Raw genomic sequence first — 12,624 nt, forward strand, 5'->3', positions numbered from 1 at the left:
ACCTTACGGCCTGATTGAAGTGGGGGATTCCTAAGAACATTAGCCTATCGGCCAATTTTTAATTAGGCTACTCCCGTAGTTCCTACGGTTAGAAGCCTTATGGCTTCATTCATTAGATTGAGTCCTGCGTTAATATCTCGATCGTGGTGAGTAGAACAAAAAGGACAATCCCATTCACGAAGATTCAGATGTTTAACGTCTTTATTTTGGTAACCGCAGCTAGAACACAATTGGCTAGAAGCAAACGTTTTAGATACGGTCACGATTTGTTTACCATACCATTTTGCTTTGTATTCCAACATTTTTTTGAATTGGTACCAAGATACTTCACTAATAGCTTTAGCTAGTTTGTGATTTTTCATCATATTCGACACTTGCAAGTCTTCCATTCCAATAACATCGTGGTTTTTGATGATTTCGGTAGAAACTTTATGTAAGTAATCCATTCGGGCATTTGAAATTTTTTCGTGTAGGATAGCCACTTTTCGTTTTTGTTTTTGATAGTTTTTGGCTTCAGCCAATGGTTTATTTTGATTCGAGGCTATTTCTTGTCGCCTTGAAAGAATCCGTTGTGCTTTGGCCAATTTCTTTTCGACCGACCGGAAGAATTTTGGGTTTTGATAGACCGTACCATCTGAAAGAATAGCAAAGTTCTTCAAACCAACATCTACACCACACGAACGATTCGTTTTAGGAAGTACTTGTACATGGGTTTCGGCTAAAACGGAAATGAAATATTTACCCGAAGGGTTCCGCCTGATTGTGGCATTGATGATTCGCCCTTCGACTTCGCGGCTTTTAGCAAAACGAACTAGACCGAGTTTTGGCAATTTGATTTTGTTTTCAACAATTCCAATATTCCCATTCGTATGTTTAGTCGTATAGGACTGGATAGGATTCTTTTTCGATTTGAAGCGTGGTGACTTGTTTTGCTTTTTATAATATCGACTATAGGAATCTGCTAAATTTTCCACTGATTTCTGTAAGACAATACTGTCTACTTCTTTCAGGAAAGAATACTCTTTCTTTAAAGCTGGAAGTTCTTTGATTGTTGCGTATTTATTCAGAAAAGAACCTTTCCATTCATTAGAGGGTAATTTGCCGTTCTGCTTCATTTCTTCACAAATATACCAGTAGGCATCTTTCTCCTTTTGTTTGCCTAAAAAGAAGTTATAGACAAAACGGGAGCAGCCGATCGTTTTATTGATTAGAACTAGTTGTTCTTTAGTTGGATAGATTCGAAATTTATAAGCTTTGTTTACGACCATTGGTTTCACCCCCTTATAGTTATTATCAACCACAGAACGTATGTTTGTCAAAAGATTACTTTGGCTTATCCCAACCGCCATTCATCTCCCCCTTACCGTTGGGTTCTCGCCCTTCACACGCTTGAAGAGGGAGTCTTCTGGCGGGAAATGATAAAACACATCCTTTCTTAAATGAATTGAGAAGTTTTAGACTACCATACATGCGCATTCATTCTTACTAGCATCTTTACCGTCCATCAACATCACGTCGTCCGAACCAGCAAAAAGAACATATTTAAATTAAATCATTTATATTCATATTTTTCAATATTTTCAAAATATATTTTTCGTTTAATTAATTGAACTAAATTCATGATACTTAAGGTTTTGCAAAAAGGAAGAACATGAAAAAAATACACATTAGTCTGTCAACTGGTCCATAGGCCAATTAACGAAAAAACGCCCGGAATCTAGACGTGATGCTAATCTGCCTACTGCGAACATATCTACTAAAAAACCCCACATATTCTCATAGACTCTGCTCAGCTTTCAATAAGTTAATATAAAAATTTTATTCGCGAATAGCTTTTCAATTAATAATAACAATGTGAGCAGATCATTAATCAACTGCAATCGCCCGATGCATGCAACATGAAAAAAGACTCAAATCCTTGTAAGGATTTAAGCCTTTGATAGTTAATGACCTGTGAGGGATTTAAACCCCCAACCTCACCCCTATCAATTTTCCGAACTATCTTTTAAACAGTATTTTTGCAAGAATAGAATACATTAATTCCAATAATTCAAGTACACAATGTTTTTTATGCAAATAGATTCTCTTAATTCCATTGTTTCTAGAAATTCTGTGCAATTTTTTATCATTGAATAATAATTGAGATGAGGGTATGTTTTTTTTGCGAAACACTCCACATATCCAGAGGGTATGTTACAACACACGGAATATCGGTTATGGTTTACAACATCAATCCAGGCGCATTTTGCATAGGCGGTGCATTTATATTTGGTCTAAAAATCAACCTTTACCAAGTACAACCCAGCTGCCTCCGCCATACGACCCGTTTGGATTCTTTCTTTTGACTCTAAAATACTTGGTATATTTTCAGCATCTATTTCACCCAACCCAACTTCTATCAACGTTCCGACAATCTTTCTAACCATATTATAAAGAAATCCATCCCCTCGCACTGTAATTTGGATGAAGCCGGCATTTTCTTCTATATCAATAGAATATATTTCACGAACCATGGATTTTTTCTTAGACTTTGCATTTGAAAAAGCAGTGAAATCATGTTCACCTATAAAATATTGACATGCTCTTTTCATTCTTGTGATATTTAGCTTTTTCTCAACATGCATACTGTACTTTCGCATGAAAGGATTTGTATATTGCTCATTCCAGATCTTATATAAATAGGTTTTATCCTTAGCATTATAACGGGCATGAAAACGTTCAGGTACTAGCATAACCTCTACAATGCTGATATCTTGGGGTAAATATCTATTCAAATAATTCATAATTTCAAATTCAGTCAGATTTTCACCAATCTTAAAATTGGCGATTTGAGCAAGAGCATGTACACCGGCATCTGTTCTGCTGCATCCGATGATTTCAATTTTTTCCCCTACCATTTCCGTTAATACATTTTCTATTTTTCCTTGAATCGTATCATCACTATTACCGAGTCGTTGCCAGCCCTTATAGCGCCCGCCATCATATTGAATTGTCAATTTATAATTGTTCATTTCTTCCTCCTAATTTTATTACTTCACAGTCATCTAAACAGAAAATTTTTGATAAAATACAAGTCCCCATACAACTCCTGCTGTATGAGGGAACATATCAGTTTTTCTTAAAAACACAACAAATTGTTAAGGTGTTATTGGTCTTTGTATTATATTGTAATGTGTTTTTGTACAAACAAAAAATATGTCTCCCAAGTTCCCCGATTCCCACCGTTCGAATTAAAATAAAGATTTCCGACTGAACCCCTATTTTGCTCCTTTTTTATTTCAAAAGACTTTTTTTGAGAGAGGAGAGAAAGAAAAGATAGGAATGGCAAGGGATTGACATAAAAAAAATCCCAAAATCGGAAATGTCTATTTTCACGAAATTAGAGTTAGAATCGGAAACGGTTATTATTGGGTTATACTTTTAAAACTAACTTTGACACACACTCCACATGTGCGAAGTGTATGTGGTGATACATGGAGTGTTTCTTTTTATAAAGCTGTATCCCTTTAATTCCCTATAAATCGGGTTGAACTGACCTTCGTTACTACTTTCACAAGTCTAGAGTGAATGTAATAACAGGATAAAATGCTCCACATTTCCAGGTTTCTTTTGGAAGAACCTTACAAGGACTTTAATAAATGATTTATGAAGATCACACATATAATCTATGCCATTCCATAATAAATCCTAGCACTCAAAGTAAAAAGTACTTCTGCATAGTGTACCAAAGAGGCTGACGTCATGCAACGAACGAGACATTCAAATATTGTTAGATACCTCTCGAGCCGAATAAATTATCAAAGTGAGTGGCCCTCTTTGTCTATCAACAGAATGTGCATTAAAAAACTATTTTTTGTTTGTTATTCATAAAAGCTATAGAAGCTGGAGAACTTGATGAACGTCTACAAGAAATTGAAAAACATATAATGCTAAAATAGTTGTACTTCAGCTTCTAATCTAACATTTTTCTCTTCCAATGTTTCTTCTTTTTTACGAGACCTTTCTGAATGGTTTATTCGTGAATCACTCAATCCCAAAACACCTGATTTTTTATAAGCAGTACGCCTTCTATAGGCTGCTTTTTTAACCCTGTCAACATCAATGATTTCAATATCAAATCCATACTCCTCAAAAATAAGATGTGGTAGCTTTCCTTTTTCACTTTCAGCGATAAATATTCTTATAAACTCATCTGTATATGTAATTGACTTTGAACTAACAGATTTAACATAAGGGTTATTCGATAAAATATTATTTCTTTTTCAGTAAAGGGTTATTCGATAAAATATTTATTTCTTTTTCAGTAAAGTGTTTTTCATTTGAAATTCCCCAATTCGATTTTTAACTCTTAATACAAAATAGTACCCTATAGAGTAGTCCTTTTTTCAAAGTGTATACTCTATAGGGTACTTTTTACAATACTGAATTCATTTAATCGTCGCTTAATTAGCAGGTTGACTTTTATTAAACTGTCCGAAATTTAGGGCGTGGTTCATCATCTAAAGGGTACTATCATATAGCAGAACAACAGGTATAGAAAATAGAGAAAAATAATTAATAATTAGGAAAAAAGGAATCAGTTTGATCCACAGCTGAAAGACCAAAAGAAGAAACCAAAATATGTTTCACTCCTATATCTGTCCAGCTCTTTTCTTTAAACGTCCTGCAAGTGGTACTACAATTATACCGGCTATTACGACCTGCATAACGTTTCCGGGGATGGAGCCGATTGGCTGTATCCAGTTACCGTAAAGGATAACTTCGGCAAAATAGTAGCCCACGATTTTTATAATCAGTGCAACGGCAACTGCCAGTGTGTATACAAGTTCTCTTTTGCCGGGTACCTTTTCGGAGATGAGTCCGGCTAAAAAGCCCATTGCACCTACGATGATGAATGTAAACGGTGCCCATGCTGCCCAAGGAGAGATAAGATCGGAGAAGCACATTCCGATGGCGCCTACTATGGCTCCTGTTTTTTTGCCGTAAACGAATGCTGCTATAAAAAGAGGAACGTTACCCAGATGGATTAGGCCTCCGTTACCCATTATTGGTAGCTTTATGCTGATAAACATTGTGGCTACAAGGGTAAGTGCGATGAAAAGTGCATTGATGACTAAGGCTCTTGTTTTAGTTATTTCTGTCGGTAAGTATGTTGAATTCATATGATAACCTCTTTCTTTTTTTAAATATTATCATACTCCTAAACAGATTTGTTGAGTTAATTTAAATATACATCTAGTAAGAAAACAGTTTTGCAGACCCATACTATTTAACACACCCTTACATGGAGGTTTTTAAGTCAGAAAAGTAGGTAAAGTATGGTGTATTAAAATTTAGGGATAAAATGGAGAGGTCAAAAAAAAGAAAAAGCCCCAACCCTTGAAAAGGATTTGAACTCTGTTTTGAAGATGACCTGTGAGGAACTTGAACCCACGACCCCTTTTAAAAGTCAAGGCTACTATGTAGAAGTAACTAGCCCCTCTGGTGATTTTGGTGGAGATTTAATATTTAAAAAAAGAAAAGAGAAATCTGTGGTACAAGCCAAGCGATATGGGGAAAACAAGAAGGTTGGTATAGATGCGATAAACGAAGTGGTAGGAGCTGCCGGATACTACAATGCAACTAAAAAGATTGTAATTACCAATCGTTATTATACCGTTGCTGCAAAGATACCTGGTAAAAGGAATGGGGTTACTTTACTTGATAGGGATGACCTAGTAAGGATGCTTAATCAATACAACGATGCACAAATTAGATTTTCAAAGCAGAAAGAACCTATTGATATATAAATTAATTTTTTTATTAATGCTGATTGAAAAGAAGTGTTACTTAAATATTAGCTATGAAACGTCTTTTATTTATGCATTAAAACTATTTTTTAAATAACCTTTTAATAAAGTATCTGAATTGATGGCTTTGGTGTGAAGGAGAGGCGGACAAGAAATGCCCTTAATATTATGGAAAGAATTCCATTGTAATATGAAAAAAATTGTAACAACCAAACTTTTGGCGCTTCAATCGATTATGGATTATTTAAGGTGCCAAGAGCAGGATTCTCATACTCTTGACTTGCCCAGGTCTCACTTTACCAAGCACTCTACTACGAGTACACCTTATTCTGCCTAGCTTTCGCTATGAGGACGGTCAACTTCTGGGGAAGTGTATTCCCTTTTAACGGGAGACACTACGAGAGTAAATCGTAGCCAGGGCAAACGGGTTACCCAACGAAAAGCTTTTTCATCATATTACAACAGCATATTTGCCTTTCAAACATACTGAGGAGCGCTTCGCCACATCTATAATTGGGATTAAAATAGTTAAGATGGATTGTTTTATCCATGTTTATCATTTTAAAGTATTTTCATTAAATCCTTTTTCATAGAAGTATCTTATATAACTACCAAAAGAAAATATAATCGTTTTGGCGGTTCGTACATATCCCAATTAAATTTATATGAGTTATTAAAAATAAGTTCAATATCCTTTCCAATCTTGGTATATGCTGTCTTTTACATTCTAGCAGGTTTCACAGCATAGCCTTTGTATGATGGAAAGTCTTCTCCAGCAGTAGAATCTATAACTCCACTAAATAATAACCTCCATCTAGTATTTCTGTGATAGGTGCACTCTATCTTAATTATTAAAAAATGTATTACTTGAAAGTTAATATTCTAGAAAAATATTCCTAAAAGGAAAAGAAAAGGATTATCGAATACGATATAATAAGGATATTAGCAAGATGATAAATCAAGAAGGAGCTCAGATAGACATAGTGTCACTGGGGTCATCTGTTTTCCCATTTACTCTAGGAGGTACATTTTGAAAGAATCTAAATCGAATAAAGGATGGTTAAGTTTGGGAGCAATCGGGTTATTTTTCCTGGGAAAAATGAAATGGTTGTTTGCGCTATTGAAAATAGCAAAAGTAGGTTCTCTGATTTCTATTTTCGTTTCTTTAGGAGCTTATGCCTTGGTTTACGGTTGGAAATTTGCCGTAGCCCTAGTCTATCTAATTTACATCCATGAAATGGGGCATTTACTTGCTGCTAAGAGAAAAGGCATCAAAACATCCAATGCCATTTTCATCCCTTTTGTCGGAGCGTTAATTGCCCTTAAAGAAGAACCCAAGAATGCTAACCAAGAAGCTTATCTTGCCTTCGGAGGTCCTTTATTAGGTACATTAGCATTTCTACCAGCCATCCCCCTATTTATGATGACGGAAAATCCATTTTGGCTTTTAGTTATTACACTTGGAGCCATGATTAACCTATTTAATCTAATGCCTGTACATCCTCTTGATGGAGGACGTATAGTGGGAGTCATCTCCACAAAGCTTTGGGTATTAGGGATTATCGGGATGGTTGTATATTTGTTTCTCCATCCAAATCCATTTTTAATTCTTTTCTTATTATTGGGTATTTCTAAGTGGTGGAAAGAATTCCGAAGTGAGATAACTAGAAATCAAAGAGATAGTGTTATTGAATTCAATCAATTTGGTTTAGAGCAGCTAGAGGAATATGCAGGTGCGACAGAAGAAGAAAAAATTCGCCTGTTTAATATTTGGAATGTGGAATTAAATCAACTAAGTCAGAAGCTAAACAAAACGAAGACTTGGCATATCCCACTCCTAGAAGATAATAAGCTAAAAGAAAGACAACTGAACGAGTTAAAAGAAAATATATATAACTCATTAGTTGATGCTGCTAATTCGAATGAATACCAGTACGGACCGACCGATTTTGGAAATATAGGCACGTATGAACGAATAGTAGCAACGTTCTTTAAAGAAGTGCAAGAACAAACTGAAATTAGGGATAAAGAGAAATCCTATTACTCATCGAGTCTCAAAACAAAAGTCATCTGGTTCTCATTATACATTGGGCTTGCCATTTTCTTAATGATAACAAGCTTATATGCAGGTGATTTAATGGAACAATATAAAACTTTATTACCGTAATACATTATGAAAAAGGGACCTCAATTTATGAAGGTCCCTTTTGTTTGTCCAATTTATCATTGTTTAGGCTCATTAATCAAAATAATTCATCCAGTATCTTATCACTTCTTTTTTTTGTGTATAATAATCATCCTTGCCATCAAGGTAGAATGCCTCGCCGCACTGTTTTTTTGTTATTTGAATAGTGCTGTATTTAATTTCTGTACCACTTTCTCCTGTAAAACTGCCATTTCCTACAACATGTGTACATTGTTCGTTAATAGAAGTTCTATCCCCGTTTTCGTTTATGTAATAATATTTATTGTTCACAGTACCGTAGTTCATATCTTTTGTTGAAGTAAAATAAACACCATATGGATGGATTTTGGTACCTTCCAACGCCTTTAAATATTCTAATTTCACTCGAATAACTGAATACTCATCTTCTTTTTCTAACATTGTTTTTTTCGGAACATCATAAAAAACTATAATAGAACCCTCGAAACCACTAGGAATAAGGTACAATTCATTTGTTTCTTTTTCTAGGTGCGAACAACCTCCAATCAATAACAAGGACATAATTATAGAAAAATATCTTATCATAGAAATTAACTCTCTTTCTAACAGACTTTTAGACATTTTTTCTTCACTTAATTATATAGTTCTTTTTAACATTATTAAACAAATCCGCCCCAATACTGCAATAAGAAAAAGTCAGCCTCAGCAACCTACTTTCTTAAAGTAAAGCACCCGCTAGTTAAACAAAGTTACTTAGTGAGAGCTGTTTAACAGCACACGATTATTACTATAGAGAAACCACGCTTTTTGATTTTATTGAACATACCATTCGCAGAAAAGCCAAAAAGATGGTCTTATTTTTAACCTCCATCGTTAGCTGAATAAGCAAAAAGCTTTACCTACAGTTCCTTGAAAAATTAATTATTACAAATAATTGACCTGTAATACGTTTTACTCCTTCTCTATCCGCCACCAATTAAGTAAATAATACAAAATGAACTATGTCTTTATAAACAAAAAAAGACCCAAATCCCTGTTATATCAAGGATTTAAGCCTTTGTTAGTTGATGACCTGTGAGGGATTCGAACCCACGCCCCCTTCCCTGTCAAGACTATCTCATTGTTTTCCTCTAGTTCTTTATTATTCCCAGAAATACTGATACGTAAGGGATTATCGCTCTTTTTCACAATAAAATTACCCTCTGATACTTTCCGATTCTTTGCAATCCGCCCCCATTTCGCCCCCAATCAGACCGTATATTACTGATAAAATAGTGATTGTACTAAAACCATATTTCATTCACTTCATTTAATTTGACACTAGGTCTCAGACACTTTTTAGTTAAAGCTGTAGTGGTCTTTACCTATTTTCATCAGATAACAAATTATCCATAAAAGCAATTACAACCAATTTATTTTTCACATGACAGCACTCTTTTGCTTAAGTCCTTTTTTAAGTAATTGGAATAATCATTGTCCAACTTGTTAAAAATTAACGAAAAAGCATAAGAAGGGACTTCCAATGAGTAAAAGAAGAGTTAAATATACAAAAGGTGAGTATATAACTGTAGCAATTATTTTCTCGATATTAATAATGATTCAATACCCAATTTTAGCATCATTCATTGTAATAGTTGCTTTATTAGTGGGAACATACCGCTACCTTATTTCTTTCAAGAGATACAATAGGGACTTTGTTAAAGTCAAAGACCATCTTTTTATTATATCAACAATAAGATATTGGAGGCGAAGAAACAAAATTATTTTAGGAATTGCACTATATTTATTAATTGTGGTTTTAAGTGATACAGCTTCAAATCCTGTGTTAAGGTTTGTATTTAACCTTTTGTTCATTGGTATTTTCTTTGGTTCAATTGGCTTAGGGTTACGTTGGTTATACCGGGTTTGTAAAGCTCTTTTATTAAATATTAAGCCAACAAATTTAATTGAACCTATAGAAGATGTAGATAAAATGAGTGGTCTTGAATTTGAACATTTTTTAACACCACTTTTTAGAAGTCAAGGCTACAACGTAGAAGTAACTAGCCCCTCTGGTGATTTTGGTGGAGATTTAATATTAAAAAAAGGAAAAGAGAAATCTGTGGTACAAGCCAAGCGATATGGGGAAGACAAGAAGGTTGGTGTATATGCGATAAACGAAGTGGTTGGAGCTGCCGGATACTATAATGCAACTAAAAAGATTGTAATTACCAATCGTTATTATACAGATGCTGCAAAGATAACCGGTAAAAGGAATGGGGTTACTTTACTTGATAGGGATGACCTAGTAAGGATGCTTAATCAATACAACGATGCACGAATTAGATTTTCAAAGCAGAAAGAACCTATTGATATATAAATTATTTTTTTATTAATGCTGATTGAAAAGAAGTGTTACTTAAATATTAGTTATGAAACGCCTTTTATTTATGTAGTAGAACTATTTATTTTTCAAATAACCTTTTAATAAAGCATATGAATTGATGGCTTTGGTGTGAAGGAGAGGAGGACAAAAAATGCCCTTAATATTAAGGACAGAATTCCATTGTAATATGAAAAAAATTGTAACAACCAAACTTTTGGCGCTTCAATCGAGTATGGATTATTTAAGGTGCCAAGAGCATGATACTCATACTCTTGACTTGCCCAGGTCTCACTTTACCAAGCACTCTACTACGAGTACACCTTATTCTGCCTAGCTTTCGCTATGAGGACGGTCAACTTCTGGGGAAGTTTATTCCCATTTAACGGGAGACACTACGAGAGTAAATCGTAGCCGGGGCAGACGGGATACCCAACGGAAAGCTTTTACGTCATATTACAACCGCATATTTGCCTTTCAAACATACGGAGGAGCGCTTCGCCACATCTATAATTGGGATTAAAATAGTTCAAGATGGATTGTTTTATCCATGTTTATCATTTTAAAGTATTTTCATTAAATCCTTTTTCATAGAAGTATCTTATATAACTACCGAAAGAAAATATAATCGTTTTGGCGGTTCGTACATATCCCAATTAAATTTATATGAGTTATTAAAAATAAGTTCAATACCCTTTCCAATTTTGGAATATGCTGTATTTTACATTCTAGCAGGTTCCACAGCATAGCCTTTGTATGATGGAAAGTCTTCTACAGCAGTAGAATCTATAACTCCACTATATAATACTAGGACCGTATTTTACTTTTTCTCACCATTTTTCGCTTTGCTAACCTCATTTTTTTCAGCCCTTTTTCACCACATAATTCCATTAAAAATGAACTTGGAAAAGTATCTCCAAGCTCATTTATTTCACTATCAATTTTTTGTTATGATGGTGGTGTATCCTTATTTAGAAACTGGAATGGTCAAAAGTTTATAAGAAAGATTCATAAATTCTCTTAATTTATTGAACTAAGCCGTTTTACTTTTTCCCTTCCCTTTTTCCTTCACTAGTTGTTTTTCGTGCCATTTTTTATATCCAGTAATGTGTTCATCAAGAAGTTGATAATAACGGAACCAGTCATGTGTTTCAACTTTTGATGTATAATCTTCTAAATTTCCCCAATCAGATATTAATTCAATAGCTGGTTCGATATATTTTTCATTTTTAGTCGCTATTTCTATTAAATTGGTACAAACATTTCTTGTCCAATTTAATCTATCGTATTTATCCGAAGACTCTTCGTTTGGTATTCCAATCAAATCGAAAACATGGTCCAGCATCTCATTCATTTCAGCATCAAAAACTTCAATAGCTTTCGACATTACTGGTTCATTCAAAAAACCTTTTTAAATGATTTTTGTTTTTCATAGTAATTTGAAAATGACTTGATTACATTTTTTAATATTTCTATCTGTTCCATATAGTAACTCCTCTTTTATTCATAGCTAAATTAATCAATTAGTATCTTCACTCTTTTTTTCGCCACGCCAAATAGCAAATTGTTTTTTACTTTCAGCTTTCTGTTCGTCTGTTAATTTCCGCCAAATATAGAACTCGAAAATGTGTTGTATATATTGACTATGAATTCCCCTGCCAGAAAACAATTCATCCATTATTCTATTACGAATATCCTGCTGTATTTCAGGAAGACGATATTGCAAACAATATCCCGCTTCTTCTAAATTTCGAATGTTGGCTAGTCCCTTTGTATCCGGGTCAAATAATTTACTCTCCGTTTTCGACCTTTCAATTTCTTCAAAAATTGTTTCATCTTCATGACCATGATAGCCAATTATGTAATTGTCTAATCTTTGATAACATTCTACATCGCCTCTGAATATCAAAAGTTCATCAAATGGAACTCCTAAAATCCTGGAGAGTATGATTAAGTCAATTTTATCAGGAAAAGATTTCCCACAATAATAATTAGAAATTGTTTTTACTTCTCTTCCCATAATTTTTGCTAATTGTGATTGTGAAAAACCCGCTCTCTGCACTAAGAATTTAATTCTTTGACCAGTTGCTTTTTCAACAATCTTGTCCAAATATGAAAAGTCTTTTATTTGTTTATTTGTCAATTCTACGAGCCTCCTCAAGAGTAAACATATCCATATTATAGTTACGTTTTGTAGGCAAAAGAAGTAGAAAAATTCTTTCTAGAGTAATATAAAATTTTGCTCTTCTTCATTATCATATTGAAATGTTAACTCCGTATCTACTCTAAAACTGTTACCTGTTATGAGA

General features: G+C 34.1%; 9 protein-coding genes and 1 pseudogene. 3 read left to right on the forward strand and 7 right to left on the reverse strand.

The genetic code is table 11. The features are described 5' to 3' along the window. Nucleotides 1–62 precede the first annotated feature (62 nt). From tnpB to JFU24_RS05070, 4 genes and pseudogenes are all read right to left on the reverse strand, one after another. Complete coding sequence (tnpB, locus tag JFU24_RS05060; RefSeq protein WP_201249639.1) at nt 63–1,268, reverse strand: IS200/IS605 family element RNA-guided endonuclease TnpB; 1,206 nt, start codon at nt 1,266–1,268, stop codon at nt 63–65. Nucleotides 1,269–2,273: 1,005 nt separating this feature from the next. Continuing rightward, on the reverse strand, nt 2,274–3,011 hold the full coding sequence (gene truA, locus JFU24_RS05065) for a tRNA pseudouridine(38-40) synthase TruA (RefSeq protein WP_201180972.1): 738 nt from the start codon (nt 3,009–3,011) through the stop codon (nt 2,274–2,276). Nucleotides 3,012–3,935: 924 nt separating this feature from the next. Beyond that, nucleotides 3,936–4,255, reverse strand: a pseudogene (locus tag JFU24_RS31210) (IS3 family transposase); the annotation flags it as partial. 376 nt (nt 4,256–4,631) lie between these two features. Continuing rightward, on the reverse strand, nt 4,632–5,162 hold the full coding sequence (locus JFU24_RS05070; RefSeq protein WP_201249640.1) for an ECF transporter S component: 531 nt from the start codon (nt 5,160–5,162) through the stop codon (nt 4,632–4,634). 246 nt (nt 5,163–5,408) lie between these two features. Here JFU24_RS05070 and JFU24_RS05075 point away from each other — a divergent pair, with 246 nt between their 5' ends. Continuing rightward, on the forward strand, nt 5,409–5,789 hold the full coding sequence (locus tag JFU24_RS05075) for a restriction endonuclease (protein ID WP_201224849.1): 381 nt from the start codon (nt 5,409–5,411) through the stop codon (nt 5,787–5,789). A 1,030-nt stretch (nt 5,790–6,819) separates the two neighbouring features. Next, entirely contained in the window at nt 6,820–7,956 is a 1,137-nt protein-coding gene (locus JFU24_RS05080) for a site-2 protease family protein (protein WP_201249642.1), read from the forward strand. 72 nt (nt 7,957–8,028) lie between these two features. Here the strand turns inward: JFU24_RS05080 and JFU24_RS05085 are convergent, their stop codons facing one another. After that, nucleotides 8,029–8,574, reverse strand: coding sequence for a DUF6843 domain-containing protein (locus JFU24_RS05085; protein ID WP_201249643.1), 546 nt, complete (start codon nt 8,572–8,574; stop codon nt 8,029–8,031). Nucleotides 8,575–9,475: 901 nt separating this feature from the next. Between JFU24_RS05085 and JFU24_RS05090 the strand changes: the two genes are divergently transcribed. Next, the gene (locus JFU24_RS05090; RefSeq protein ID WP_201249644.1) at nt 9,476–10,312 is read left to right on the forward strand and encodes a restriction endonuclease; all 837 of its coding nucleotides are present in this window, start codon (nt 9,476–9,478) and stop codon (nt 10,310–10,312) included. 1,036 nt (nt 10,313–11,348) lie between these two features. Here JFU24_RS05090 and JFU24_RS05095 read toward each other — a convergent pair. Continuing rightward, entirely contained in the window at nt 11,349–11,702 is a 354-nt protein-coding gene (locus tag JFU24_RS05095; RefSeq protein WP_201249645.1) for a hypothetical protein, read from the reverse strand. A gap of 132 nt (nt 11,703–11,834) precedes the next feature. Then, complete coding sequence (locus JFU24_RS05100) at nt 11,835–12,458, reverse strand: helix-turn-helix domain-containing protein (protein WP_201249646.1); 624 nt, start codon at nt 12,456–12,458, stop codon at nt 11,835–11,837. Nucleotides 12,459–12,624: the final 166 nt, after the last annotated feature.

Origin of the sequence: Peribacillus sp. TH27 (assembly GCF_016650915.1) — a bacterium.
GTDB lineage: Bacteria > Bacillota > Bacilli > Bacillales > DSM-1321 > Peribacillus > Peribacillus butanolivorans.

Bases quoted from the DNA above. Each gene is read 5' to 3' on its own strand.
- JFU24_RS05075 (WP_201224849.1), top strand. From the start codon at position 5,409: ATGACCTGTGAGGAACTTGAACCCACGACCCCTTTTAAAAGTCAAGGC.
- JFU24_RS05085 (WP_201249643.1), bottom strand. From the start codon at position 8,574: ATGTCTAAAAGTCTGTTAGAAAGAGAGTTAATTTCTATGATAAGATAT.
- tnpB (WP_201249639.1), bottom strand. From the start codon at position 1,268: ATGGTCGTAAACAAAGCTTATAAATTTCGAATCTATCCAACTAAAGAA.
- truA (WP_201180972.1), bottom strand. From the start codon at position 3,011: ATGAACAATTATAAATTGACAATTCAATATGATGGCGGGCGCTATAAG.
- JFU24_RS05090 (WP_201249644.1), top strand. From the start codon at position 9,476: ATGAGTAAAAGAAGAGTTAAATATACAAAAGGTGAGTATATAACTGTA.
- JFU24_RS05070 (WP_201249640.1), bottom strand. From the start codon at position 5,162: ATGAATTCAACATACTTACCGACAGAAATAACTAAAACAAGAGCCTTA.
- JFU24_RS05095 (WP_201249645.1), bottom strand. From the start codon at position 11,702: ATGTCGAAAGCTATTGAAGTTTTTGATGCTGAAATGAATGAGATGCTG.